At 35.4% G+C, this 26116-nt stretch carries 26 protein-coding genes; 23 read left to right on the forward strand and 3 right to left on the reverse strand.

Going from position 1 to position 26116, the window contains the following annotated elements:
- The first annotated feature begins 106 nt into the window (after window positions 1–106).
- Window positions 107–874, forward strand: coding sequence for a glutamine amidotransferase (locus EVJ48_02360; protein ID RZV40038.1), 768 nt, complete (start codon window positions 107–109; stop codon window positions 872–874).
- Between the two features lie 47 nt (window positions 875–921).
- Here EVJ48_02360 and queF read toward each other — a convergent pair whose 3' ends face one another.
- A complete protein-coding gene (gene queF / locus EVJ48_02365) occupies window positions 922–1335 on the reverse strand; it encodes an NADPH-dependent 7-cyano-7-deazaguanine reductase QueF (GenBank protein ID RZV40039.1) in 414 nt (137 codons plus the stop codon).
- A 107-nt stretch (window positions 1336–1442) separates the two neighbouring features.
- Between queF and EVJ48_02370 the strand changes: the two genes are divergently transcribed.
- The 12 genes from EVJ48_02370 (at window position 1443) to EVJ48_02425 (ending at window position 15785) form a co-directional block, all read left to right on the forward strand.
- Window positions 1443–2321: a glutamate racemase gene (locus EVJ48_02370; protein RZV40040.1), complete on the forward strand. Its 879-nt coding sequence runs from the start codon at window positions 1443–1445 to the stop codon at window positions 2319–2321.
- A 90-nt stretch (window positions 2322–2411) separates the two neighbouring features.
- On the forward strand, window positions 2412–4859 hold the full coding sequence (locus EVJ48_02375; protein ID RZV40041.1) for a 5-methyltetrahydrofolate--homocysteine methyltransferase: 2448 nt from the start codon (window positions 2412–2414) through the stop codon (window positions 4857–4859).
- Between the two features lie 209 nt (window positions 4860–5068).
- Window positions 5069–6562: a Mur ligase family protein gene (locus EVJ48_02380; GenBank protein ID RZV40042.1), complete on the forward strand. Its 1494-nt coding sequence runs from the start codon at window positions 5069–5071 to the stop codon at window positions 6560–6562.
- Between the two features lie 54 nt (window positions 6563–6616).
- Window positions 6617–6985, forward strand: a complete 369-nt coding sequence (locus EVJ48_02385) for a hypothetical protein (protein RZV40043.1) — start codon at window positions 6617–6619, stop codon at window positions 6983–6985.
- A 52-nt stretch (window positions 6986–7037) separates the two neighbouring features.
- A complete protein-coding gene (gene recO, locus EVJ48_02390; GenBank protein ID RZV40044.1) occupies window positions 7038–7835 on the forward strand; it encodes a DNA repair protein RecO in 798 nt (265 codons plus the stop codon).
- 24 nt (window positions 7836–7859) lie between these two features.
- Entirely contained in the window at window positions 7860–9299 is a 1440-nt protein-coding gene (locus tag EVJ48_02395) for an L-seryl-tRNA(Sec) selenium transferase (protein ID RZV40045.1), read from the forward strand.
- A 130-nt stretch (window positions 9300–9429) separates the two neighbouring features.
- Window positions 9430–10029, forward strand: coding sequence for an HNH endonuclease (locus EVJ48_02400; GenBank protein RZV40046.1), 600 nt, complete (start codon window positions 9430–9432; stop codon window positions 10027–10029).
- A 69-nt stretch (window positions 10030–10098) separates the two neighbouring features.
- Window positions 10099–10887, forward strand: a complete 789-nt coding sequence (locus EVJ48_02405; protein ID RZV40047.1) for an ABC transporter permease — start codon at window positions 10099–10101, stop codon at window positions 10885–10887.
- Between the two features lie 139 nt (window positions 10888–11026).
- Window positions 11027–11770, forward strand: coding sequence for an ABC transporter ATP-binding protein (locus tag EVJ48_02410; protein RZV40048.1), 744 nt, complete (start codon window positions 11027–11029; stop codon window positions 11768–11770).
- Window positions 11771–11799: 29 nt separating this feature from the next.
- Window positions 11800–13377, forward strand: coding sequence for an MCE family protein (locus EVJ48_02415; protein RZV40049.1), 1578 nt, complete (start codon window positions 11800–11802; stop codon window positions 13375–13377).
- Between the two features lie 113 nt (window positions 13378–13490).
- Window positions 13491–14486 (forward strand): selenide, water dikinase SelD, encoded by a 996-nt coding sequence (gene selD, locus EVJ48_02420; protein RZV40050.1) that lies wholly within the window; start codon window positions 13491–13493, stop codon window positions 14484–14486.
- Window positions 14487–14516: 30 nt separating this feature from the next.
- Window positions 14517–15785, forward strand: coding sequence for a DUF4445 domain-containing protein (locus EVJ48_02425; protein RZV40051.1), 1269 nt, complete (start codon window positions 14517–14519; stop codon window positions 15783–15785).
- Here EVJ48_02425 and rlmN read toward each other — a convergent pair.
- Window positions 15759–16805 carry a 23S rRNA (adenine(2503)-C(2))-methyltransferase RlmN gene (gene rlmN / locus EVJ48_02430; protein RZV40052.1) on the reverse strand — a complete coding sequence of 349 codons (1047 nt, stop codon included), beginning with the start codon at window positions 16803–16805 and terminating at the stop codon, window positions 15759–15761. The genes EVJ48_02425 and rlmN overlap by 27 nt on opposite strands.
- Window positions 16806–16950: 145 nt before the next feature.
- On the opposite strand from rlmN, the gene cbiC reads away from it, so the two are divergent.
- The 3 genes from cbiC to pgsA are packed head-to-tail and all read left to right on the forward strand — an operon-like array spanning window position 16951 to window position 18785.
- The gene (cbiC, locus tag EVJ48_02435) at window positions 16951–17619 is read left to right on the forward strand and encodes a precorrin-8X methylmutase (protein ID RZV40053.1); all 669 of its coding nucleotides are present in this window, start codon (window positions 16951–16953) and stop codon (window positions 17617–17619) included.
- A complete protein-coding gene (locus tag EVJ48_02440; GenBank protein RZV40054.1) occupies window positions 17616–18200 on the forward strand; it encodes a lytic transglycosylase domain-containing protein in 585 nt (194 codons plus the stop codon). The genes cbiC and EVJ48_02440 overlap by 4 nt, the downstream gene beginning before the upstream one ends.
- Before the next feature lie 24 nt (window positions 18201–18224).
- Window positions 18225–18785, forward strand: a complete 561-nt coding sequence (gene pgsA, locus EVJ48_02445; GenBank protein RZV40055.1) for a CDP-diacylglycerol--glycerol-3-phosphate 3-phosphatidyltransferase — start codon at window positions 18225–18227, stop codon at window positions 18783–18785.
- On the opposite strand, the gene EVJ48_02450 is transcribed toward pgsA, so the two are convergent.
- On the reverse strand, window positions 18750–19673 hold the full coding sequence (locus EVJ48_02450) for a diguanylate cyclase (GenBank protein RZV40056.1): 924 nt from the start codon (window positions 19671–19673) through the stop codon (window positions 18750–18752). The two genes, pgsA and EVJ48_02450, sit on opposite strands and share 36 nt — an antisense overlap.
- A 160-nt stretch (window positions 19674–19833) precedes the next feature.
- Here EVJ48_02450 and EVJ48_02455 point away from each other — a divergent pair, with 160 nt between their 5' ends.
- From EVJ48_02455 to EVJ48_02485, 7 genes are all read left to right on the forward strand, one after another.
- Window positions 19834–21159: a 4Fe-4S dicluster domain-containing protein gene (locus EVJ48_02455; protein ID RZV40057.1), complete on the forward strand. Its 1326-nt coding sequence runs from the start codon at window positions 19834–19836 to the stop codon at window positions 21157–21159.
- Between the two features lie 94 nt (window positions 21160–21253).
- Window positions 21254–22387, forward strand: coding sequence for a hypothetical protein (locus EVJ48_02460; GenBank protein RZV40089.1), 1134 nt, complete (start codon window positions 21254–21256; stop codon window positions 22385–22387).
- Window positions 22384–23904, forward strand: coding sequence for an FMN-binding glutamate synthase family protein (locus EVJ48_02465; protein RZV40058.1), 1521 nt, complete (start codon window positions 22384–22386; stop codon window positions 23902–23904). The genes EVJ48_02460 and EVJ48_02465 overlap by 4 nt, the downstream gene beginning before the upstream one ends.
- A 54-nt stretch (window positions 23905–23958) precedes the next feature.
- On the forward strand, window positions 23959–24699 hold the full coding sequence (locus tag EVJ48_02470; protein RZV40090.1) for a hypothetical protein: 741 nt from the start codon (window positions 23959–23961) through the stop codon (window positions 24697–24699).
- Between the two features lie 69 nt (window positions 24700–24768).
- Window positions 24769–24993, forward strand: coding sequence for a hypothetical protein (locus tag EVJ48_02475; GenBank protein RZV40059.1), 225 nt, complete (start codon window positions 24769–24771; stop codon window positions 24991–24993).
- Entirely contained in the window at window positions 24990–25265 is a 276-nt protein-coding gene (locus EVJ48_02480; GenBank protein ID RZV40060.1) for a cell division protein ZapA, read from the forward strand. The genes EVJ48_02475 and EVJ48_02480 overlap by 4 nt, the downstream gene beginning before the upstream one ends.
- Window positions 25266–25470: 205 nt before the next feature.
- A complete protein-coding gene (locus EVJ48_02485) occupies window positions 25471–26103 on the forward strand; it encodes a 5-formyltetrahydrofolate cyclo-ligase (protein RZV40061.1) in 633 nt (210 codons plus the stop codon).
- The last annotated feature ends 13 nt before the right edge of the window (window positions 26104–26116 follow it).

Raw genomic sequence — 26116 nt, forward strand, 5'->3', positions numbered from 1 at the left:
GAATTTAAAGGGGTCAGATTTATTTAATTTAAAGGGGTCAGATTTATTTAATTTATTTTTTAATTTATTTGCTTAATTTGTAAAAAAAATTGATTATCAAATTATCATGAAAAAATTAGAATTAACGGCTGTAGATTTTTATCCAGAAATTATGAATATATACGGAGACAGGGGAAACATTATTTATTTTAAATATAGATGCTCCGTTTACGGCATAGAAATCAAAATAATAGATGTTACCATAGGCAGAAACTATGAAAAAGAATGCGAATCGGCGGATATTTTTTTTATGGGCGGGGGACAGGATGCCGAACAGGCTCTAATTTACGAAGATTTTTTTTCCGGTAAAAAAAATATTTTAATAGAATCTTTGAATAAAAATAAAATTATGCTTGCTATATGCGGCGGTTATCAGCTTTTGTGCAACCATTACAAATCTGCAGACGGTAAAATAATGAAAGGCATATCGATATTTAAGGGCTATACCGAATCCGGAACGCCGAGGCTGACCGGAAATATAGCCGTTAAATCGGGCGGTACGGTTTTAATAGGTTTTGAAAATCACGGCGGAAGGACATATTTAGACGGCAGTCAAAATTGCATAGGAACCGTATTGAAAGGACACGGAAACAACGGTAAAGATAAAACCGAGGGTGCGAGAACCGGTAATTTTTTCGGAACATATATGCATGGCAGTTTTCTGCCCAAAAATTTTGTTTTTTGCGATTATCTTATTGACTTAGCTTTGCAAAATAAATACGGTTTTAATTTATTGGAAGCATTGGAAATAAACGGCGTGAAAGCAGGCGAAATAGACAATAATTTTGAATTAAATGCCAGAAAAGACGTCCGCGATTTAAAAGGATTTATTTAGAGCTTTAATATCAGTTTATAACTTTCATCCAGATTCTCTCTTAGCTCTTAGCTCTTCTCTATTTTCCGTTTTTCGTATTTTACTTTAACCAAAGTGTCTAATCCGCCCCTTGATTCAAATTTTGCAGTAACTTCCATAAATTCCGGTTTCAACAGGCCGCTCAAATCGTTTATGATTCTGTTTACGGCGTGTTCCTGCAGGATCCCTACGTTCCTGAAAGAAAGCAGGTAATATTTCAGCGATTTCATTTCGACTAATTTTTTTGACGGTATATACGTTATAAAAATTTCCGCAGTATCCGGAAGTCCCGTCCAAGGACAGACGGACGTAAATTCCTTAGTAGATATAGTTACGGCCGTTCCGCTTCCTTTATACCGAAAATCTAATGTTTCTAATATTTCTACGTCTATGTTCTTTTCGTCTAAAATATCGAATCTTTTATTTAAATATTTATCTTCCATTAGTTTTTGATTTTTATTTTTTGATTTTTATTTTATAATATTTACTGTATTTGCTGTATTTTATAAATTATAACATAATTATTTTAAATCATAAATAAAATTTAATAATGAAATTTAATAATTCTCCTATAGGAATATTTGATTCAGGTCTCGGCGGACTTACCGTTTTTAAAGAAATAAGAAAAATTTTGCCTTTTGAAGACTTAATTTATTTCGGAGACACGGCCAGAGTCCCTTACGGAAACAAATCTAAAGAAACTATAATCAAATATTCCTCCGAAATATTAGGTTTTTTAACCGATAAAAAGATAAAGATAGCTATAGTAGCCTGCAATACTTCCTCGAGCTTGGCGCTCGATTATTTGCGCAAAATATCGCCTGTTCCGGTATTCGGAGTTATAGAGCCGGGCGCGCAAAAAGCGGTTGAGGTATCCCTGAAAATTTCCGGACGGAAGATTATAGCCGTAATAGGCACTTCCGCAACCGTTAAGAGCGGAGCATATTCTAAGACGATAAAAGAAAAAGCCGGATTATTATACGGCATTAAAAAAGTCGAAATGGCAAATGTTTCAAACATAGATTTTAACGAAAACTTAAAAGTTATAGAAAAATCCTGCCCGCTTTTCGTGCCTTTAGTGGAAGAAGGCTTTTTAAGCGAAGAAATAACGAAAAATATAATAAAATATTATTTAGCTTCCGTCGTAAAGGAAGAACCTGCATGCCTCGTTCTCGGCTGTACCCATTATCCTATTCTTAAAGATTTTATAGAAAAAGAAATAGGAGAAAATACAGAAATTATAGACTCCGGAGTCGAAACGGCGAGGTCCGTTAAAAATTATTTGGAAGAATTTGGAATGCTTAAATCCGGAACTGAATTCGGAAGCGAAACCTTTTTTGTAAGCGACGATTCAGAAAGATTTAAGGAACTTGGCGGTAAATTTCTCGGCAGGTCCATTGATAACGTTTACGTCGTTAATTTTTCGTAGCGGAAGCATTTTCTTTATAAAAAATGCTATTAAATATTATTAAGTAATATATATAATCAATTATAAGCATAAAACAGGAGTATTTATCATATGATAAAAAATTTAAGGGAAGAATTAAAAAAAAGGCTGATACTTTCGGACGGAGCTATGGGGACGGTCCTTCAGCTCAAAAACCTCCTGCCTAAAGGACTTCTTCCCGAAAGTTTCAATATTACCGGAAAAATTAAATATATAAAAGAAGTTCATAAAAGTTATTATAATGCCGGCAGCGAAATAATAGTGGCTAATACTTTCGGCGCCAACAGGCCAAAATTGGCCGAATACGGTTTGTCTGATAAAATTTACGAGGTAAATTTTAATGCCGTTAAAGCGGTTAAAGATATTGCTGGCGGCGATGCGCTTACGGCTATGTCTTTAGGTCCTACGGGAAAATTTATTTATCCGGTAGGCGATATTAATTTTAAAGAAAGCGTCGAAATTTACAAAGAGCAAGTAAAAGCCGGTTTAGACGCCGGAGCCGATATTTTTCAGCTTGAAACTATGATAGATTTGCAGGAAATAAGAAGCGCAATTATAGCCGTAAAAGAATTGTCCGATAAACCGGTTATAGCGATGATGACGTTTGACGCTACATACAGGACTATATTAGGAACTACTCCGGAAGTTTTTGCGATAACGGCAGACAGCCTCGGGGCGGACGTTATAGGAGCCAACTGTTCCGTCGGGCCGTCCGGAATTTACGAGATTTTAAAAAAGATGGCTTCGGTTACGGACATGCCGCTAATTTCTAAACCAAATGCAGGCATTCCTAAATTAAAAGACGGTATTACTATTTTTCCCGGGAAGCCAGAAGATTTCACGTCATTAGTTTCGGAACTTGCCCTTATAGGCGTCAGAATTATTTCGGCCTGTTGCGGCAGTAACGAAAATTTCATAAAAGCTTTACGAAAAGAGATAGACATCGTTAATAACTCCGGACTACCTGCGAAAGGCATAAAAAGAGAGGACGGATTATTAATAACGTCGAGAACGGAATTCGTCCCTATCGGTTATAAACATCCTCCTGTTATTATAGGAGAAAGAATTAATCCTACCGGCAAAAAAGACTTCATAGAAGAGCTTAAAAACGGAAAAACTAATTATATAAGAAAAACTGCGGTTAAACAGGTTGAAGCCGGAGCCGCCGTCCTCGATTTAAATGTCGGAGTTCCCGGAACCGACGAAAAAGTATCGATGAAAAACGGCATTATTGCAGTTGCTGCCGTATCGCATGTTCCAGTATCCATAGACTCCTCTAATCCCGATGTATTAGAGGAAGCTCTTATGCTGTATCCGGGTAAGCCGCTTGTTAATTCTATAAGCGGAGAAGAAAAGAAACTCTCTAAAATTATGCCGTTAATAAAAAAATACGGCGCCGGAGTTTTAATTTTAGCTTTAAACGACGAAGGCATTCCGGAAACTGCGGAAAAAAGAATAGATATAGCTTATGGAATATATAAAAGACTTATAGATTACGGTATAAAACCATACGATATAATCGTAGATTTTTTAACCCTGCCTATAAGCGCAGGGCAGGAAAAGTCTTTGGTAACGATAGATGCTCTGTCTAAAAATAAAAACGGCCTTAATCTCCCTACCGTTTTAGGCGTCAGCAACGTTTCTTTCGGTCTTCCCAAAAGATCTTATATAAATTCTTCGTTCCTTTCTTTATGCCTGAAAGAAGGACTTAGCGCCGCTATAATAAATCCGGAGGACGAGTATTTAACGGCTAATTTTTATGCTATGAATGCGCTTCTCGGCAAAGATTATTTATTTAAGAACTATATAAACAAATTTTCCGATTCCGCGAAAAACTATTCTTCAAATAAGAATGCCGGAAAAGAATCGGGAAGCGAAACAGATAAAACCGAAGGAGAACTTTTGCGCGAAGCTGTAATCCGGGGAGAAAAAGAACATATAACACAATATGTAGAAAAATTATTGTCTGACGGAGAATCGCCGTTAGACATAGGCAATAAATATTTAATTCCGGCGCTTGAAGAAGTCGGCAGGCTGTTTGAAAAAAATATCTATTTTCTTCCGCAAGTAATGGAAAGCGCCGATGCCATGAAAACGGCTTTTAGCCGCATTAAGCAGGAAATGCCCAAAAATTCGGAAATTTCTTCGGGTCCGAAAATATTAATGGCTACCGTAGAAGGCGACGTACACGATATAGGAAAAAATATAGTAACGATGCTTCTCGAGAATAACGGCTATGATGTCATAGACTTGGGAAGAAACGTAAAAACCGAAAAAATAATAGAAGAAGCTATGAAGAATAAAGTCGATTTTGTAGGACTGTCGGCTTTAATGACTACGACCGTAACAGAGATGGAGCATGTTATAAAAGAACTAAAGAAACATGGCGTAAAAGTTTTTTCTATGGTCGGGGGGGCCGTAGTAACCGAAGATTATGCTAAATCGATTAATGCCGATATCTATGCGAAGAATGCCATGGAAGCGGTAGAGAAGATTAAGAGCTTTTTTGCAAAATTATAATATTAATGTTACATTAGTTTTAATGTAACATTATGAATTTATTACATTTTTATTACAATTTTACAAAGCCTGTGAATTTCTTTTGTGAAAGCCTTATAATTTGAAAAAAGATTTTAGAAAAATTAAGCAGTTAATCAAAGTGATTAATTTTTAATCAATATTAAGCCTTTGATATTTAAAGTAAAATAAATTAACTTATTAATTTTATTATGCTTCTCAATAAAAAACAAAAAGCGGAAATTTTTTTATATATTTTTTTAAAATTCATCTTAAATAAAATATTAAAAAGAGAAGGCGACGTTCTTCCGGCTCATATTTTACGAAAAATAGATAAAAATGTTTTTAAAAATTTTGCGAAACATATAACCTCTCTCGGCATTCCCGTTATACTGGTAACCGGCACAAACGGAAAAACGACTACTTCCAACATTATTGCCGAAACCGTTAAATTTTCAGGAAAAGAAGTATGTTTTAATTCTAACGGCGCTAATATGACGAACGGAATTTTGGGGGCTATTATCGGTTCTTACAAATTATCGAAATCATCGGGTTTAGGTATTAAAGACATTGCATTGCTTGATTTTAAATTTAGCGCAGACATTATAGTCATGGAATGCGACGAAAAAGTTTTTCCCGACGTATGTTCGATTTTAAATCCTAAAATAATAACGGCTACTAATTTTTACAGGGATCAGTTAGACAGGTACGGAGAAGTAAACTCTACGGTATTTGGAATAAAAAAAGCCGTAAAAAAAATATCGGAAGAGCTTAAAAATAATAACTCAGGAAGAATTTCGTTAGTTCTGCCTTCTTTTGAGCCGTTAGCGGCTTTTTTGGGATATGATATAAACGCGGATAAAAAATATTTCGGTTTCGACGAATCATTTTTTAATTCAAATTATTCAAACGATATCAATTCCGCAGAAAATTTTACAGGAATTGAATTATCCGATGCGGTAACCTGCCCTAACTGTAAAAATATGATGTTCTCTTCAAAAGGCCATACGAAAAATCGTTTTTTATATGATTTTAAATGCGAAAAATGCGGTTTTGCGGGGCATGAACCCGACATAAAAGCAACGGAAAACATTTCGGGCAGTTTGACATTAGAATTAAAGGAAGAAAAACCTTCATTTTTTTCTTTTAAACCCGCTTTATCCGGAGATTATAACGCGGCGAACTATCTTGCGGCATATTCGATTTTAAAATATCATCTTAATATCGGCGACGATATTATAAAAACTTCGTTTGAAAATTTTAAAACTAAATTTGGCAGGTCGTATAAAAAAAAGTCAGGAGATTTTGAAATAAATATAGACTTAGTTAAAAATCCGGCAGGATTTTCGGGAGTTCTTAAAAAATTGACCGAAAGCGGTTCTAAGGTTAATATTTTATTCGCTTTTTCAGACAGGGCGGCTGACGGAAGGGACGTTTCATGGATATGGGACGTAGATTTTGAAAAATATAAGGATTACATAGAAAACGCCGTTATTTCGGGTTTAAGGCCTTACGACATGGCGTTAAGACTAAAAACGGCCGGTATGAACCCTAAAAAAATAACCGTAGAATATAATTTAAAAAAAGCGGTAGAGACTATTATGAATAAAGCGGAGGCGGCGGGTTTGAACGAAAAAAAAATATATATATTGCCTACCTATACCGAATTATTAAGGTTGAAAAAATATATAAACGGTATAAAATAAAATAAACGGCATATATAAAAATTTAAATAATAAATTTAAAACAATAATTAAATCATGATATTAACGTCTTACATTTTTATCGGTTTTGCGCTGGTTTTTACCTCTATAGGGCAGATTTTTCAAAAAATAGGTTCCGGAAAAATAAAAAAAGAGCATTTAAAAATAGGCATAAAATCTATTCTCGTTTTTTTTAACGGCTATATTTTTTTGGCTCTTATTATGCTTTTTTTTGCGACTATATTTTACCTGCTGGCATTGTCTTCCATGCCTCTTTCTATTGCCTACCCCTTGTTGTCGGGAGGTTACGTTCTCGTCGTCCTTCTTTCTAAATTATTCTTAAAAGAAAAAGTAAGCTTTAAAAGATGGATAGGCGTTTTTATCATCATAGCCGGTATATTTATTATATTCAATTCGGGCAAATGATTATCTTTATGTTTTAAGAATAAAATATAAAATATCTGGAGAAATTAAATATATGAAACTTCATTCCACTAAGGGATTTGTTATTTACGCAAAAAAAATGAATGAAGCGGATCTGCTCTTAAGTTATATAACCGAGGATTACGGGAAAATTACGTGTTTTGCAAATAACGCAAGGAAAAGTAAAAAAAGGTTTCTGGGAAAATTAGAGCCCGCTATGCTTACCATCATTAAATTTTATGAAAAACCGGGCATGACGCTTGATATATTATATGAAGTAGATCTTGTAGAGGATTATAAAAATCTCAGAAAAAATATCGACGTATATCTTTTTTTAACTAAACTTATCGAGATTTCAAGAGTCTTGTGCCAGGAAAGAGACATAAACAAAAATATATTTAATCTTATAAGAAATATTTATACGGGACTTAATAAATTAGAAACTTTAAATTCGCAGGACAGCAAACATACACCGTTAAACTCTATTCTTCTTAAATATGAGATTTTTTTTATTGCCAATCTTCTTAAATTTACCGGAATTTATCCTAATTTCACCGACTGTATAATCTGCGGCAAAAATAATGTTTATAACGAATTTGGATTCAGCCTTAAAAAAGGGGGCGTTATATGCAGTTCGTGCGTTAACGATAAAAACAATGGCTTTAAATATTTAGAAATAAAAAATATGCCGGTTAACTTTATAAATCTGTCTAATTTGATGACAGAATCCGATATTTCCATAATAAATAAGCTTAACGTCAAAGAAGATATACTTATAGATTGTTCGGCGTTTTTACGTGATTTTTTAACGTTTCATACCGGAAAAAGACTTAAGTCTTTTGAAACTATTTAATATATCCCATATTTTAGTTAAAAAATGGAAAATAAAAATAAAAACGAAATATTAAGGCGGTTTCCAAGCGTCCAGTCTGTATTGGAAAGAATTAAGGGTTCTTCGGAATATAAGGCTTTTCCCTATGAATTTGTAAAAGATAAATTAGAAAATTTAATAGAATCCGAAAAGAAAAAAGTTATCGAGTCGATGAAAAACGGAATCGATATGGATATTTCGGAAAACCTGTCTAAACTTGAACCGGAATTTTTTATTAAAAAACTTCTTAACGATTTAAACAATTTTTCTTTCAGTTTAAAAAGAGTCGTTAACGGAACGGGAGTCGTTATTCATACTAATTTAGGACGCTCTATTTTACCGAAAAGCGCTTTAGAGAATATTTTAAAAATATCGTCTTCGTACTCCGACCTGGAGTTTAATCTTTTGGAGGGAAAAAGAGGAAAAAGATATTCGCACGTAGAATACCTTCTTAAAAAAATTTTAAAATGCGAAAAAGCTATAGTAGTTAACAATAATGCGGCGGCGGTGTTTATGGCTCTTTCTACATTTTGTTCCGGAGCAAAAAAAGAGGTCGTAGTTTCAAGGGGCGAACTCGTAGAGATAGGAGGCTCGTTCAGGATACCGGATATTATGTCGGCTTCGGGGGCGGTTTTAACGGAAGTCGGGGCTACCAATAAAACTAAACTGGGCGATTATGAATCTGCCATAAACGAAAATACGGCTTTGCTGCTAAAAGTGCATCAAAGCAATTTCAGGATAATAGGTTTTACTGCAAGTCCTTCGGGAAAAGATATAGCTTCCATGGCCAAAAAGCACGGTATTCCGGTCATGGAGGATCTAGGCTCCGGAAGTTTCGTCGATATAAGAAGGTTCGGGCTTCCATATGAACCTACCGCCCAAGAGGTTATAGAAAACGGGGTCGATGTCGTTACTTTCAGCGGCGATAAACTTCTCGGCGGACCGCAGGCCGGAATAATAGCCGGAAAGGCAGAATACATAGACAGGATAGCCGCTAACCCGTTAAATAGGGCTTTTAGAATAGATAAAATGACGCTTGCCGGACTCGAAGCCGTTTTTTTTGAATATTTAGACCTTGACAGAGCCGTTAAAAATATTCCTACGCTTTCCCTTATCGCTCAATCCGAATCGGAAATAAAACGAAAGGCTTTAAAACTTTTAAACCTGATTAAAATGTCCGAAAATATAGACAAAGCCGTATTTGAATTTAAAATAACCGAGGATTTCAGTCTCGTAGGCGGCGGAGCCCTTCCGGATTACGAACTTAAAACATATTCGCTGTCCATAATCCATAAAAAAATCGGCGCATCGGGAATAGGCGAAATATTCAGAAAAGCCAAAATTCCGGTCATAGGAAAAATAAAAAACGGCGAGTTTAGGCTTGACATGCGAACCGTGTTCCACGGCGATTTTAACGATATAATTGATGCTATAACTTACGTTTAATTTGTGAATAAAAAGCGTTAACAAATGATACCTGTCCTCAGCCGAGTCTTCCGTCGATAATGTGGTTTTTATTTTATTTTATTGGTATAATATATAACTAAAATTATAAAAATAATAAAAATATTTTCTTATGTTGTCTTCAAGCGTTTTAGTTTTGAATAAGTCTTTTTTGCCGGTTCACGTTACGTCTTTAAAAAGAGCGCTGATACTTCTTTATCAAGATATCGCCAAGGCGGTGGACGAAAATTACAGAACGTTCAGTTTCGATTCTTGGCAGGATCTCGCGGTAAGCGAGAAAAGCGGTTCAATCGGATTGATAGGGAGAGCCATTAGGATTCCGAGGGTTATAATATTGGTTAATTACGATAAACTTCCAAAAAGATACATAAAATTTTCAAGAGCCAACATTTTTTTAAGAGATAATAACAGATGCCAATATTGCGGCAAAGAATTTAAAAAAAACGAGCTGAATTTAGACCATGTTATACCTAGGATGTCAGGAGGCGTTTCGTCTTGGGAAAACGTAGTATGCAGTTGTATAAACTGCAATAGAATTAAAGGCGGAAGAACGCCGGAACAAGCGGGTATGAAACTTATCAAGAAACCTAGGAAACCGGAATGGTCGCCGTACTATCATATTTCCCTTACAAATATTATGTATAAGGAATGGATGCCGTTTTTAAATATTGTCGACAATGCTTACTGGCACGTTGAATTAGAAGAGTCTTAATTTATGTAAGAATTTACCTCCTGCAAGTTTTCAAAATATTTAAAATAAAAAAGCGTTTTTCCGCAAATTATGAATATAATAATTAAACTGCTGAGTCCGTTTGAAAAAATAGGCAATTTCGTTATATACACGGTTAACGAACTAGGCTCTATAACTATTTATATATGGGACATGATACTTTCCATAGCCGCATATTTTATTAATTTAGAAAATCTTATAGACCAGATGATATTTATCGGCATGGATTCATTTTCCGTTATCGGATTAACGGGTCTTTTCACCGGCATGGTTTTGTCTTTGCAAGCCTATTATGCCGCTAAAATAGTAGGCGTCACTTATATGATAGGCCCTACCGTAGCGCTGTCTATGCTGAGGGAACTGGGTCCTGTTCTGACGGCGCTTATGATTACCGCAAGATGCGGTTCTTCTATGGCTTCGGAAATAGGAACTATGAGGGTGACCGAGCAGATAGACGCTCTAGAGGTTATGGCGGTAGATCCTTATTATTTCCTTTCCGTTCCACGTATTCTTGCCGCAATGATAATGCTTCCGGTAATGGCGGTGCTATGTTCTTTAATAGGAATTATAGGCGGATATATCGTTTACGTTTATTTTTTAGGATTAAACCATGTAACTTATATAGATAAAATATATCAGTACGTCAAACTTAGCGATATATATAACGGCTTGTTAAAAGCCGTATTTTTCGGCGCTATATTGTCTGTTATCAGTACTTATAAAGGGTTTCAGACTTCCGGAGGCGCTAAAGGAGTTGGAAAATTTACTACGCAGGCGGTAGTGTTAAGTTCGATTTATATTTTATTTGCCGATTATCTTTTAACGTCGATTTTATTTTGATTTTTAAACCGTCGGTTTGTCTTAAATTGATTAATTTTATATAGAGGTATATAATTATAAATATTCAAATATAGATATAACATTATTTATTAGTTTTTAATCGTTCGCATCGGGAAAGGTATTTAAAATTTATTTTTTTATGATTATTTTAGACAAATTGTCGAAATCTTTTAACGGAATAAAAGTTTTAGACGATTTAAATATAAAATTCGAGGATAAAAAAATAACGGTAGTAATAGGCAGGAGCGGCGGCGGAAAAAGCGTGATGCTGAAGCACATAATAGGGCTTATGCAGCCAGATTCCGGCAGAGTTTTAATAAACGGCATAGATATTAATCTTTTAAAAAAGAAAGAACTTAACGAAGTAAGAAAAAAATTCGGAATGGTTTTTCAGGACGGCGCATTATTGGATTCCTTAAATGTTTTTGAAAATGTGGCGTTTCCTTTGAGGCGTCATCTGAAAATTTCAGAAAATGAAATTAAGGAAAAAGTATTTTCCGTATTAGAAGACGTCGGTTTGGAAGGCCATGACAAGAAAATGCCATCCGAAATATCGGGCGGCATGAGAAAAAGAGTAGGGGTAGCGAGGGCTCTTATACTTAATCCGGAGATAATGCTTTTTGACGAACCCACTACCGGATTAGACCCTATTATGTCGGACGTTATCAATAATCTGATTATATCCATGCACGATAAATTTAATTTTACCGGAATAATTATAAGCCACGATATTGCAGGCGCTTATAAGACAGGGGATATAATAGCAATGCTTTATGAAGGTAAAATAATAGAATACGGACAGTCGGAAGCCTTCAAAAATTCAGTTAATCCGGTAGTAAAGCAATTTGTATCCGGAAGTATGGAAGGACCTATTTCTATTTAAAATTTTATATATTTTCAATTTTTTGACTTATGAATATTAATAAAGAAACAAAAGTAGGTATTTTTGTAGTAATAGTGCTTGCTATACTTGCTTATTTTTCAATTAAAGTGGGTAAGATACATATTTTTAAAAAACCTACGTACGTAATTTCGGCTTATTTTAAATCCGCAAGCGGTATAGGTACCGGAACTTCGGTTACTATGGCCGGCATAAAAATAGGCTCGGTAGAAAAAATACGCTTAGAAAAAGGATTGGCTAGAGTTTATATGACTATTAATTCAAAATATAAAGTTTATCCTCAATATATAGCATCCATAAGGTCTTTGAGTCTACTCGGCGAATCTTATATTGCAATCTCTCCTGCGGCAGGAGAGCAGCAGGAGCAGTCCGAAAAAGTTTTGGATAAAGAGGTTATAAGAAGCGAGATGTCGCCTCAAAGCATGTCAAGCTTGATAACTAAGTTTTCTAAAACTGCAGGCGATCTTGAGAAAGTTTCAAAATCGCTAAAAAACTCTATAGGCACTAAGACCGGCGAAAAGAATATTAAAGCGATTTTGCACAATATCGCTACGCTTTCAGAAAATTTAAACAGGCTCGTATATGTAAACCAGAGAAACGTCGACGTTGTTATGTCTAATTTTGCCGCAATTTCGAGGCATATTAACGGGCTGACGGTTCAAAACGATGCCGCAATTACAAGAACTATCCATAATTTTAACGCAATATCTTATAATTTGAGAAAAGAACTTCCGTCTATAACTCAAAATATAAAGGGTCTTTCTAAAAATTTAAACGACATAGTCGCGAAGAACAGAAGAAATATTAACGGAAGTCTTAAAAATATAAATGCGGATACAAAAAAATTAAAACTTACGCTTAACGAACTTTACGGGATTTCTTCTAAAATAAACAACGGGCAGGGAACTATAGGAAAATTAGTCAATAGAAATTCGGTTTACGATAATTTAAACGGTTCGCTAAAAGGTATTAATAATATTGTCGGCGGGTACAGCAGGTTCAGGGTGAAAGTTAATATGAGCTCCCAGTATCTTGCGAGAAGTAAAGGTTCTGTATCTCAAGTAAACGTTAAACTTGAACCGTCTCCAGGACATTATTACGAACTCGGCGTCGCTTCGGTTCCTATGGGTTACGGAAATACTTACGGAGAAACGCAGACGACTACCTATACCACGAATAATCCTCCATCCGGCCATTTTTATCCTTCAAGCGTTACTACGAATACCACCCAGTACAGTTATTCCAACAGTATAAAATTTAATGCTTTAATAGCGAAAAATTTTTATAATTTTACGCTCCTTGCCGGATTGCTTTATTCTACGGGTGCCGTAGGAGTTAATTATTACGTTCCGAATACAAACAAAAATTTAAAAATTTATGCAAGGGCATTCGGATTTAATTCCGACAATAACGGCGTAAGCGAGGATATTAACGCCGGCGTGGCGTATACTTTTTACAGGCATATATTTTTAGATGCGGGATACGATAATATAACCAACAATTCCCAAAGGTCTATTTATCTTGGAGGCGGAGTTAAATTTACCGATAAAGACCTTAAATATCTTATAGTAGGCGGTAAAATGCCGTGATTTGTCGCAGGGACAAAATTCAATTCTGTCCCCGTATCTAATTGGATGTAATTATGACTTCAAAGAAATATAAACTTACCAGTATGACAAGCGCCCACGGCTGAGGGTGTAAGATAGGTCCGGAGGACCTTTCTAAAATATTGGAAAAATTATCCGTTCCGCAGAACGATAACGTTTTAGTCGGTTTTGGATATAAGGACGATGCCGGCGTTTATAAAATAAGCGATAATCAATGCCTTATACAAACGGTAGATTTTTTTACGCCCGTTGTAGACGACCCATATACTTTCGGGCAAATTGCCGCAGCCAACGCTCTTTCCGACGTATATGCAATGGGCGGCAAACCTATAACGGCCCTAAATATCGCATGTTTCCCTATAAACGACGTCGATAAGGAGGTTTTTAACCTTATACTGAGCGGCGGATTGGATAAGATAAATGAAGCCGGCGTTGCTCTTTTGGGCGGTCATTCCATAGACGACAAAGAAATAAAATACGGGTTAAGCGTTACGGGCATATGCGGAATTGATAATATATATTCAAATCAGGGCGCTAAACCGGGAGATGTTTTATATCTTACCAAAAGTCTCGGCACGGGATTTGCGGTCAGCGCGATATGCACCGATTTTTTGCCGGAGGAAACTTTGGGCGAAGCATCAAAATCAATGTCCAAGCTGAATAAATATGCTTCCGAAATTGCCGTTTCTACCGGCGTCGTAAATGCGGCGACGGACGTTACGGGATTCGGTCTTGTAGGTCATTTAAGCGAAATGATGATAGCAAGCGGCTTATCTTGCGAAATATACCTGCAGTCTCTTCCTGTTATAAAAGGAGTATTGGAATTAATTAAAAAAGGTATAAATCCTGCAGGTACTAAACGCAATAGGAAGTATTTTGCCCAGTATACTTCCGTTGGAAACGAAGTCGACGAAAATTTATTATGGACGGCATTCGGCGCAGAAACGTCGGGCGGACTTATTTTATCTGTTCCTTACGATAAATCAGCCGTTTTAGAGGATACTTTTGCAAAAAAAGGCGAATCTCTATACAAAATAGGCAGAGTCTTAGAAAAAGGCGTTCGCAACGGGATTTATATAAACATTATATAGATACGGCGCCGGAATTCAATAAAAAATTATATGCAATATTCCTTAGGTATAGATTTAGGCACTACCACCGTCGCCGCCGCTTTGACGGACGAAACAAAAAAAGTTTATCCTTATAAGAGTACGATTAATCTGCAGTATTATGAATTCGGATTAGATTCCGTAAAAAGAATACAGAACGGATTGGATAAAAATTCCGTAGGCAAACTTCAAGAAAAAGCAGTTGCGACTATAAATAGTTTAATAGATTCTTTTAAGTCCGAATTAGGTTTCGGATACGAAGATATAAAGGAAATCGTGATTGCAGGAAACACCGTTATGGAAATGGCGTTTTGCGGCTACCCTTTAATTTCTTTATCAAAACCTCCTTATAAACCGTCTTCCGAAATTTTTTTTCCTGAAAACACGGCATATATCCCCGGCTTAAATATAAAAAATAAAAAAATGTTCATTTTTCCGGTATTAGACGGATTTGTGGGAGGCGATACCGTAGCTTCTATCTATTATTTAGATATGATAAACAGAGCTAAACCTGCTTTTATAGCTGATTTTGGCACTAACGTAGAAATTGCCTTAGGATATAAAGATAAAATTTATACCACCTCTGCGCCGGCCGGTCCTGCATTTGAAGGCGGAAATATAAAATTTGGTACGACTGCTTCTTCAGACGGGGCAATTTCCGAGGTTAATCTTGAAAACGGAATTTTTAAAACTAAGACTGTATCCGGTTCACGTCCTTCCGGAATATGCGGCAGCGGTATAATGAGCATAGTTTATGAACTATTAAAAGAAGGCATAATAGACGAAAACGGAAGAATACTGCCGCCGGAAGAGATAGAATCCGAAAATTTTAATGTAATTATGAAGAATGAAGAAAACGGCGAAAATGAAATAGTCGTTTATTTTGACGGGAAAAACGCCGTAAAATTTTTCCAGGATGATTTAAGGCAGTTTCAGTTTGCAAAATCGGCCGTAAAATCAGCTTCCGAAATATTATTGGAAAAATTTAAAATTTTTAGCTATAACGATTTCGACGTATTTATTTCAGGAACTTTCGGCAGTCATATAAAAACGGATATAATTGATTTAATAGATATTTTTCCTTTTAAAGGAAAAAATATTAAGGCAATTGAATCTTCGGTATTGAACGGATGTTTGAAATATATTCTTTCCGCCCGGTTAGAAAGAGAAAAAGACATAGAAAATATAATAAAAAAATCCAAAAATTTTCCTCTTTCAGGAAGCGCGATTTTCCAAAAACATTTTATTAAAAATTTAATATTTCAGCGTTTGAGCCTTTAACTGTCCGCATCCGCCGTTAATAGAGCCTCCCTTGGAAAATCTCACCGTTACAGTAAAACCTGCTTTAGATAATTTTATTTTAAACTTATCCGTCGCAAAATCATCCGGTCTTTCGAAATTTTTTAGATAAACCGAATCTTCAGCTTTATTTAAAGTAATTAAATTTATTTTTACTTTCGAAGGAGAAAACAATTTTATAATCCTTTTTGCATCTTCGATTCGGTCGTTTAAACCTTTTATAAGCACATATTCCAAGGTTATTTTATTATGAAGCGAAGGCTTTTTTAAATTTATCAGCTCTGCTATTTTTTCTATGGGGAATTTTTTATTGACGGGCATTAACATGCTTCTGGTTTCATTATCTGCGGCATTAAGAGATATTGCAAGCTTATATTTGTATTCGTTTATATCGAACCCTCCCAGAGCGTTAATCAATCCGCAAGTCGAAACGGTTATTTTTCTCGGAGCTATTCCTACAAACTTGTCGTTTGACATTATTTCCAAAGCCTTTTCGACTTCGGCTATATTATCTAACGGTTCGCCCATGCCCATAAAAACTATATTGGTAATTTTATCGTTTTCATAATTTTCGACGGTCAATAATTGCGAAATTATTTCGCCGGACGTTAAATTTCTTGAAAAACCCATTCCGGCGGTTTCGCAATAAACGCATCCCATCCTGCATCCTACCTGAGACGAAACGCATAAGGTTTTCCTGTTTTTATGCGCTATAGATACAGATTCTACGGTATCCCCGTTTTCAAATTTTATCAGATATTTTTTAGAATATCCGTCCTCGTCTTTTTCATATCTAACGTCTATTATATCGGGAAGTTTAACGTAAAAATCTTCATCTATTTTTTTTCTTAAATCTTTAGAAATATCGGACATTACGGAAAAATCAAAAATTCTGTTTTGATAAATCCATCTCATAATCTGTTCCGCGCCGTATTTTTTGAATCCGTTTACAGCGCAGTATTCTTCTAATTCTTTTTTTGATAAATTCAGTATATTTTTCATTCTTTTTTATTACGTTTTGCTAAAGGGCGGAATTGAATTCCGCCCTTTTAATATTGCTTGTCTTTATAGACAAAATATGATAAATTTTAAATAATAAGATAAAATTAATAATAATATTATATCATTAAAATAAAACATACTAAACATGAATCAAAGCGCCGTTATAAATGCAGGAGAAAATATTTACGAAAAGAGCATTAAGATAGTAGAATCATTGCTTGAAGACAATGCAGGTTTTCATAACAAATATTCATGTTTAGAGCAGCAAATAGTAAAAAGAGTTATACATGCTACGAGCGACGTAAGCTATGCCGGCTCGGTTTTTTTTAAAAATAAACCGGCGGAAAAAACAATAGAACTTATCAAAGATAAAATTGCTAAAAATGAACCGTTAAAGATAGTTTGCGATTCCGAAATGACGAAAGCCGGAATAAGCAAAAACGTAAACAAAAAAGCGGTTTTAGATGTTAATTGCTTTATAAATCATGAAAACCTGCCCAAATCGACAGGACAGACAAAATCGGCAGTTGCAATAAGGCATGCAATCGGTGAAATTTTACCGGATATAATAGTTATAGGGAATGCTCCTACCGCATTGCTTGCCGTTATAGATTATTGCGGAGAATTAACAAAAACTTCTAACTATTTTCCTTCTTTGATTGTAGGTATGCCCGTAGGGTTTGTAGGCGCTTCGGAATCTAAAACTTTATTATATGAAAACGATATATTCAATTCTATAGGAAATTTTGGAAATTTCGGCGGAAGTTCTCCCGCCGCCGCAGTTTTGAATGCTTTATTGCACGAGAGTTTATGAAGAATTATTTATTTTTTTTATCTGCATTTTTTTTCATAGCGTTTGCGGCAGAAGTTTGTGCGCGTAATGCCGCAGCCGACATATATATGCGCGTCGGTAAAAACGGAACGGTATATTTTTCCAACGTTCCGGTTTCTAACGGCTACAGTCTTTATATGCGCACTAAAAATTATAATAACCCTAAATTTGACGGCTACGGCAGTAATTTATACAAGCAAATTATTTTAAAAGCTTCAAAGAAATACCAAGTAAGCCCAAAACTTATCGAGGCGGTTATAAAAGTCGAATCGGGATATGACAGCAGCGCCGTTTCCGATAAGGGAGCGGAAGGACTAATGCAGCTTATGCCTCAAACGCAAAAAATGCTGAATGTGTCCGATCCGTTTAATCCGTCTCAAAATATTTACGGCGGCACTGAATATTTAAAAAGCCTGATAATAAAATATAACGGGAATTTGCAGCTGGCTCTTGCCGCTTATAATGCGGGAAGCAGGGCTGTAAATAAATACGGCGGAATACCTCCTTACGGGGAAACCCAAAATTATGTAAAAGAGGTATTAAATTATTACGACGGGCGATAAACTTTAATAGCAAAAATAAATAAAATGAAATCCAATAAACAGATATATAACATCCCAAATATACTTACTTTTTCAAGAATATTAATTATACCCGTAATATTTTTTCTGCTCTTTTTTAATAAAGAAATTTACGGAATAGCCGCCGCTGTTTTTTTTGCTGCCGCTATTGCAACGGATTTTATCGACGGTTATATTGCAAGGAAAAAAAACATTGTAACTAATTTGGGGATTTTTTTAGATCCTATAGCCGACAAACTGCTCGTCGTTACTATATTAATTATGCTTATTCCGATGCAAAGAATTCCTGCCTGGGTCGTAGCCGTAATAATTTTCAGGGAAATATTCGTTACCGGTCTAAGAGCTATAGCAAGCGAAAAAGGCGTTGTAATACCGGCAGGCAGAGAAGGAAAGTGGAAAACCGCATTTCAAATGTTTGGAATACTTTGTCTTCTTATATATTACAAACATTTTTATTTAAATTTTGGAGATATAGGATTAATCCTTATTTTTATCAGCATACTGTTTTCTTTGATTTCTTCTTATAAATATTTAAAAAGTGTATCCGGTATCCTGCTTAACGGATAAACTGTTTCTCTGCGACATATCTAATTTTGCTTCTTCAAGAATCAGTTCGTAATTCTTATAATGTTTTTTTAAATTTAATTCGGAAATACCGTATATAAATTTGGGTTTTACGTTTTCCGGAAATTTTAAAAGCTGATTGAATTCCTCTTTAATTTTTTTAAATTTTTTATCGGCGTTTTCATAATTAGTATGAGGCAGAATTCCTATGAAATCATTAAAATCTATTCTAAAAATTATGTCCGTTTTTCTTAATTTTTGCTTAAAATAAATACCTATATATTTTAACACTTGATTAAGCTTTTCGTTTCCGAAAGATTGTCCGAAAAATACTAAATTTTCAAAATAAAATACGGTTACCGACAAAGGAATGCGGTATCTTTCAGCTCTTTCGGTCTCTCTTGAAAAAAATTCTTTAAATTGGCTTTTTAGCATTAAGCCTGTAATTTCGTCGAAAACGCAATTATTGATTCCCTGTTTTGCGCTTGAATTCAAAAAGTACTTTACCGATGCCGTGAACTCGTTATATATAAACAAAGTTCCCGAGAATAGTCCGAATTTATTTAAAAGCGTTATCCCGTCTATACGGAAAAATTTTTGGTCGATTCTGCCTGAAGCCATTTTCAAGTCAACTTTTTTATTGATGTTTAAACCGGTTAATTCATTGATTCTTATTATATCGTCCGGCAATTTTTCGTCATAAGAAATGAATATCGAACCTCCGGAATAATTAGAAAGAACTTTAGCCTGCTCGTTCATGTAAATTATTTCGTCTTTAACCCCTTTTATAGCAATAGGCATATTTGCAGAAGCAAAAGATTTTTCGTAATTTACGTCCGACGACGAATCCGATGCCGATCCAAAAAGCTGGACTTGATTAAAAATGTCCATAGTTTTTTAAAAAAATAATTTTAAAATTGAATTTTTTTTTAATATATTTTATACTGTTTATAATGCATATTTTATGCTCGGTTTATTTTTTAATAACTTAATAAATAGAATATGCATAAATAGCAATATTATATTAATTATATAACAATAAAAAATAAATATGAATAGAGAATATACTTTTTTTTGGGGATGTACTATACAGGCTAAGTTTCCGTTTATGGAAAAAGCTACGAGATTAGTCTTGGACAGGCTTAATATAAAACATAAAGATATCGATTCTTTTACGTGCTGTCCGGAAAAATCTTTAATTAAAAATATAGACGAAAATCTTTTTGATTTAACCGGTATTCGGAATATAGCGCTTGCGGAGAAACAGAATGCAGATATAATTTCCGTGTGTACAGGATGTTATTCCAATCTTAAGCAGATTAGAAACAAGGTTGCTTCCGACCTTCCGTATCAGAAAAAAATTAACGAAACTCTAGAGAAAATAAATCTTAATTTTTCCGGCGAAACGTCCGTTTACCATTTTATAGAACATCTCCACGACGAAGTGGGGCTGGATAAAATAAGGGCAAACGTTAAGTATCCGCTGAAAGGTTTAAATATTGCAATACACTACGGATGCCATTTAGTAAGGCCGTCGCATTCCATAAATTTCGATTCTCCTTTTGAGCCGCGTAAATACGACAATATTTTAAAAGCTCTAGGAGCTAACGTGGTCCAGTATAAAAACAAAATGATGTGCTGCGGACAGGCATTAGACAGGGTGGATGAACACGATAAATCTCTCGTCATGGCAAGAATAAAACTTGATGCCGTTAACGAAAGCGGAGCCGACATAATCACAACCGTTTGTCCTTCGTGCTTTACGCAGTTCGACACGAACCAGTATATGCTTTTGAAAGAAGGCGTAAAGCGTCAGATACCGGTTATAACCTTAGAAGAGCTAATGTGTCTGGCTTTCGGCATAGAAGAAGCGGAAGAACTAATTTCTCAGCATAAAATAAAAGCCGGAAAATTTCTTGAAAAATTTAAAAAAATTAAGGCTGTAACCGATTATACTACTATTTTCGATAAAGATTCGTTAGTCAGATGCTATAACTGCGGCGCATGCAAAAACGACTGCCCTATGAGCCTTTCTTTTGAATCTTATAATCCGCCTTTAGTAATAAAAATGATTTTAGAAAACGATATCGAAAGAGCTATGTCGTCAAAAATAGTATGGGAATGTCTCGAATGTCATACATGCGTCGAATTATGCCCTCAAAATTACAGTTGGGAAAAGGTTCTTACGACTTTAAAAAATCTTGCGCTAAAAAACGATGTCGGTCCGCAGAAAGTTAAAAAAGCGGGAGAGCTTTTCTTTAAAACTTTAAGGCTCGGCGATCCTCAGGAAGGAATGCGCAAAAAGCTGGGGCTTCCTCCCGCTAAAAAGGTTTTAGATAATGAGTTTAAAAGAATATTAGACGAAAATATTTTATAGGTTTATTGTTAAAAAAACGTATATATGTTATATTTAATTATAAGTATGTTTTATAAATAAATTTACGAAAAGTAGAGGTATTAAAGTGTTAAAAATAAAAAATAAATTTAATACGGAAAGAGACATATCCGGCTGCGGTCTATGCGGCATTATAAACGCCAAAAAGGTTAAGACCAACGGAAGCGACATTAAAAAAGCTATATCGGTGGAACATGACAGAGGAAACGGTTTAGGAGGCGGTTTTGCCGTTTACGGCAATTATCCCGATTATGCCGATCTTTACGCTTTCCATATAATGTACGATAATCTTTCCGCTAAGGCCGACGTCGAAGAATATCTAAGAAATAATTTCATCGTGGAAAAAGAGGAGCCTATTCCTACATTTAAGACGTCTAAAATTTACGACCATCCATATCTTCACCGTTATTTTATAAAACCTAAATCCGACAGGCAGGATAAGTTGTTTCACGAGTTGGAAGACGATGATTTTGTGGTAAATAGCGTTATGCTCATTAATCAAAATTATGACGGCGCTTATGTGTTTTCAAGCGGAAAAAATATGGGAGCATTTAAAGGCGTAGGTTATCCGGAAGACGTAGCAGATTTTTACAGACTCGAAGAAATAGAAGGTTATATGTGGACGGCGCACAACAGATTTCCTACAAATACCCCCGGCTGGTGGGGAGGCGCACATCCTTTTACGCTTTTGGACTGGTCTATAGTCCATAACGGAGAAATATCTTCTTACGGAATCAATAAAAGATATTTAGAGATGTATAAATATAATCTGGCATTAAGAACGGATACGGAAGTTATAACCTACATTTTAGATCTTTTAATAAGAAAACATAAAATTCCCGTACGTTTGGCTTTAACGGTGCTCGCTTCTCCGTTTTATCAAAAAATAGATAAAATGGAAAACGACAAAAAAAATTTATTTACGGCGTTAAGACAGGTTTACGGAAGCGCACTTTTAAACGGACCTTTTGCTATAGTTTTTGGATATTCGGGCGGCATGGTGGCTATGAACGATAGAATAAAACTTAGGCCGCTTGTCGCAGCTTCTAATGGCGATTTTACATACGTCGCTTCGGAAGAAGCCGCTATTCGTGCAGTTTGTCAGTTTCCGGACATGATTTGGTCTCCGAAAGCAGGAGAACCGGTTATGGTAGAGTTTGACGATATAAAAGAAAAGACGTCTTTGAAGGGAGGACTGCTTAGTTTATGACAAAATCTTCTTTTTCCAATATTCAATCGGAATATTTAGCGGTCATAGATCATAATAAATGCGTGAGATGTAAAAGATGCATCCAAAATTGCGGATGGGGAACTTACAGTTTCGGCGGAGACAAGATTCTTGCAGACCATTCTAAATGCGTAGCATGCGGCAGATGTTACACCTACTGCCCCGAAGGAGCTATTTCTATAATTAAAAATCCTACCGTTATCAGAGAAAATGCGAACTGGCAGGAACCGCTCGTGAAAAATATCTGGAGACAGTCCGAAACAGGTGGTATAGTTATTTCAGGAATGGGTACCACGTTTAAATATAAAAAATATTTTGACCATATACTTCTGGACGCCTGTCAGGTTACTAACCCTTCTATAGATCCTTTAAGAGAGCCTATGGAGTTAAGAACGTATCTCGGCAAGAAACCTTCAAAATTAGACTTGGATTTCGACGAAAAAGGCGAACCTGTTTTAAAAACAAAAATGCCGCCTCAAATAGAACTTCAAACGCCCTTTGTTTTCGGCGCTATGTCATACGGGTCTATCTCTCTTAATGCCCAAAAGGCTATGGCCTTAGCGGCAAGGGCGTTAGGAATAGTTATGAATACCGGTGAAGGCGGACTGCATGACGATTTAGTGCCTTTCGGCAAAAATATTATAGTTCAGGTTGCATCCGGACGATTCGGCGTTCACAGGGATTATTTAAACAGCGGCGTGGCAGTAGAAATTAAGATAGGACAGGGCGCAAAACCCGGTATAGGCGGACATCTTCCAGGTGAAAAAATCGGAATCGATATTTCTAGGACAAGGATGATTCCTGTTGGAACTGACGCTATTTCTCCCGCACCTCATCACGATATTTATTCTATTGAAGATTTAAGACAGCTTATATATGCAATTAAAGAAGCTACAGATTACGAAAAGCCGGTATCGGTTAAAGTAGCTGCGGTTCATAATATAGCCGCAATAGTAAGCGGCATAGTAAGAGCTGGCGCAGACATAGTTTATATTGACGGATATTCCGGCGGGACCGGTGCCGCTCCTATCGTTATCAGGGACCATGTGGGAATACCGATTGAACTTGCTCTTGCACAGGTTGACGAGAGATTGAGGGAAGAAGGCATAAGAAACGAAGCTTCTATAATAGCCGCAGGAAGCATAAGATCCAGCGCAGATGCCGTAAAAGCTATCGCTCTAGGAGCAGACGCCGTAGCAATCGGGACGGCGGCATTAATAGTCATGGGTTGTCATGTTTGCGGCAAATGCAATACCGGAAATTGCAGCTGGGGTATTACTACCCAAAGGCCGGAACTTGTTCGCAGATTGGATCCTGAAGTTTACGGAGAAAGATTATATAATCTTATTTCGGCATGGAGCCACGAGATACAGGAAGTATTAGGAGCAATGGGTGTTAATTCCATAGAAAGTTTGAGAGGCTCCAGAGAAAGATTAAGGGGTATAGAATTAACCGACGCCGAATTAAAAGCCTTAGGAATTAAGCATGCCGGCTTGTAAAAATTAGAATATAATATTATCATATATTAAAAGGAGCAATAAAAAAAGGATATGATGACGATTGATGCAGCTGGAATGCACTATAAAGAGCTTAACAGGCTCATAAGAGAAGGCATAGCAAACGGGATAAAAAAATTTTTTATAGAAAACGTTAACGGTCAGTATTATATCGGCGACGGTATAAAAGGCGACGATGTAGTTATCAATATAGAAGGAACGCCGGGAAACGATTTAGGAGCCTTTATGGACGGTCCTACTTTAACGGTAAACAATAATGCTCAGGACAATGTGGGCAATACTATGAATGCCGGTAAAATCATAATTAACGGAGATGCCGGAGACGTAGTAGGATACGGCATGAGAGGAGGCAGGATATATATCAGGGGTAATGCCGGTTACAGAGTCGGGATTCATATGAAGGGATATAATGAACAACTGCCGGTTATTATTATAGGAGGAAAAGTAGGAAGTTTCTTTGCAGAATATATGGCCGGCGGCGTAATAGTATTGCTGGGGCTGGAAGACGATGATTCCGATGAATTAGATATAGATTATTTTGCTTCCGGCATGCACGGAGGCACTATATTTATTAGAAAAAAAATAGATTTTTCAAAGTTTTCAAATGAAGCCGAGATTTATGAAATAGACGATAAAGATGCAGATTTCTTAAAAGAATATTTAACAGACTTTTCAAACAGTTTCAATATATCCGTAGAAGAGATATATAAAAAACCGTTTTATAAAATTGTGCCTTCAAGCGCAAGACCTTACGCGCATTTATATACTTCGGCATAATTCAGTGCAATTTAATCAATAAATTTAGCAATTAAACTTATGAATGAATTATTTTCGGGAAATCAAAAAATGGATATTAATAATTTAAGCATAATAGAAGAAAAGGTTATTTTAATTAAGGAATCGTTTGAGAAAATTAAAACGGAACGAGATAAACTATTAGCGGAGGTTAAAACAAAAGATGATGAAATTAAAGAGTTAAAAGATAAAATTTCAACTTATGAAACAGATAATGATTTTGTAGTAAAAAAAATAGATGAAATATTAAATAATTTAGATTCTATACAGTTATGAGCGAACTTATAGAATTAAAAATTTTAAATCGTAAATTTATTTTAAACAGCGATAAAGACAGAAAGTATTTGGAATCTTTAGCGGAATACATCAATGCAAAAGCGGATGAAGTGGTTAAAAAAACTAGATCTGTAGATTCTTTTAACATAGCCGTTTTAACCGCGCTTAATATTGCGGATGATTTTATGTCTAATAAAATGGAGACTAATAACGAGAGCAGAAGGGTTTTGGAAAAAGTAAATAATATATATAAATATATATCTAAGTCTTAATATAAGTATTTAGCAGTATTTTAATTTTTTATAAACCCTGCGGTATTTGATGCTGGTTGTTAAAATTGACCCAACAGTTGGATAGAAAGGGATTGTCACTGTCTGCTACGGTAAGGAATTTTGGGAACAAAAATTCCTTTTTTCAGCAGGTAAACGATTACCACCTATTTTTTTATAGGTCCAATTTTAAAAATCTCTTCGGTACATGCGGGGTTATCCTTTCTCTCTTTATTTCTTCCGCTATTTTATCACACCTTTTAAAATGATAAATAAAAAAGATGCAAGAGAATTAATGAAAAATAAAAGGATAGAATTAACTGAACCGTACATTAATGCGGCAAGCTTAAATATTTCCAAAATTGCTTACGATTATATTATATTAAATCTATTTAAAAAAATCGTAATATATATGAGTATAAAAAATGAGGTCAGGATAGAGTATCTCATTGACGAAAACAAAAACGGCGATATACGGTTTTTTATGCCATTTTGCGATAACGGCGGACGGATGTGTTTTTATAAATTTGAAAGCATAGACCTTATGAAAAGGGATTCTTTCGGTATTTTAAGTCCAAAAAACGGTCATAAAATAGACGAAAAAGATATAGATGTTTTTTTTGTGCCGGGGTTAGCTTTTGATATATATGGAAACAGGGTTGGATACGGCAAAGGTTGTTACGACAGGTCTTTAAAAAAAGCCGAAAATTCTCATTTTATCGGCGTTTGTTACGACTTTCAGTTTATTAAAAACGATGTATTGGAGTTTGAGCCTGAAGACGTAAAAATGAATTCAATAATTACGGAAAATGGAATCTATAAAGTTGATATAGAACTATGATTTGCAGTAAATA

Origin of the sequence: Candidatus Acidulodesulfobacterium acidiphilum, from assembly GCA_008534395.1 — a bacterium.
Classification (GTDB): Bacteria; SZUA-79; SZUA-79; order Acidulodesulfobacterales; family Acidulodesulfobacteraceae; genus Acidulodesulfobacterium_A; species Acidulodesulfobacterium_A acidiphilum.

Excerpts from the sequence above, each read along its gene's own strand:
- EVJ48_02485 (RZV40061.1), top strand. The coding sequence starts at position 25,471 with ATGCGGGGTTATCCTTTCTCTCTTTATTTCTTCCGCTATTTTATCACA.
- EVJ48_02470 (RZV40090.1), top strand. The coding sequence starts at position 23,959 with ATGACGATTGATGCAGCTGGAATGCACTATAAAGAGCTTAACAGGCTC.
- queF (RZV40039.1), bottom strand. The coding sequence starts at position 1,335 with ATGGAAGATAAATATTTAAATAAAAGATTCGATATTTTAGACGAAAAG.
- EVJ48_02385 (RZV40043.1), top strand. The coding sequence starts at position 6,617 with ATGATATTAACGTCTTACATTTTTATCGGTTTTGCGCTGGTTTTTACC.
- EVJ48_02360 (RZV40038.1), top strand. The coding sequence starts at position 107 with ATGAAAAAATTAGAATTAACGGCTGTAGATTTTTATCCAGAAATTATG.
- EVJ48_02405 (RZV40047.1), top strand. The coding sequence starts at position 10,099 with ATGAATATAATAATTAAACTGCTGAGTCCGTTTGAAAAAATAGGCAAT.
- EVJ48_02395 (RZV40045.1), top strand. The coding sequence starts at position 7,860 with ATGGAAAATAAAAATAAAAACGAAATATTAAGGCGGTTTCCAAGCGTC.
- EVJ48_02425 (RZV40051.1), top strand. The coding sequence starts at position 14,517 with ATGCAATATTCCTTAGGTATAGATTTAGGCACTACCACCGTCGCCGCC.
- EVJ48_02370 (RZV40040.1), top strand. The coding sequence starts at position 1,443 with ATGAAATTTAATAATTCTCCTATAGGAATATTTGATTCAGGTCTCGGC.
- EVJ48_02440 (RZV40054.1), top strand. The coding sequence starts at position 17,616 with ATGAAGAATTATTTATTTTTTTTATCTGCATTTTTTTTCATAGCGTTT.
- EVJ48_02375 (RZV40041.1), top strand. The coding sequence starts at position 2,412 with ATGATAAAAAATTTAAGGGAAGAATTAAAAAAAAGGCTGATACTTTCG.
- EVJ48_02410 (RZV40048.1), top strand. The coding sequence starts at position 11,027 with ATGATTATTTTAGACAAATTGTCGAAATCTTTTAACGGAATAAAAGTT.
- rlmN (RZV40052.1), bottom strand. The coding sequence starts at position 16,805 with ATGAAAAATATACTGAATTTATCAAAAAAAGAATTAGAAGAATACTGC.
- EVJ48_02455 (RZV40057.1), top strand. The coding sequence starts at position 19,834 with ATGAATAGAGAATATACTTTTTTTTGGGGATGTACTATACAGGCTAAG.
- cbiC (RZV40053.1), top strand. The coding sequence starts at position 16,951 with ATGAATCAAAGCGCCGTTATAAATGCAGGAGAAAATATTTACGAAAAG.
- EVJ48_02465 (RZV40058.1), top strand. The coding sequence starts at position 22,384 with ATGACAAAATCTTCTTTTTCCAATATTCAATCGGAATATTTAGCGGTC.
- EVJ48_02475 (RZV40059.1), top strand. The coding sequence starts at position 24,769 with ATGGATATTAATAATTTAAGCATAATAGAAGAAAAGGTTATTTTAATT.
- EVJ48_02480 (RZV40060.1), top strand. The coding sequence starts at position 24,990 with ATGAGCGAACTTATAGAATTAAAAATTTTAAATCGTAAATTTATTTTA.
- recO (RZV40044.1), top strand. The coding sequence starts at position 7,038 with ATGAAACTTCATTCCACTAAGGGATTTGTTATTTACGCAAAAAAAATG.
- EVJ48_02450 (RZV40056.1), bottom strand. The coding sequence starts at position 19,673 with ATGGACATTTTTAATCAAGTCCAGCTTTTTGGATCGGCATCGGATTCG.
- EVJ48_02415 (RZV40049.1), top strand. The coding sequence starts at position 11,800 with ATGAATATTAATAAAGAAACAAAAGTAGGTATTTTTGTAGTAATAGTG.
- pgsA (RZV40055.1), top strand. The coding sequence starts at position 18,225 with ATGAAATCCAATAAACAGATATATAACATCCCAAATATACTTACTTTT.
- EVJ48_02380 (RZV40042.1), top strand. The coding sequence starts at position 5,069 with ATGCTTCTCAATAAAAAACAAAAAGCGGAAATTTTTTTATATATTTTT.
- EVJ48_02400 (RZV40046.1), top strand. The coding sequence starts at position 9,430 with ATGTTGTCTTCAAGCGTTTTAGTTTTGAATAAGTCTTTTTTGCCGGTT.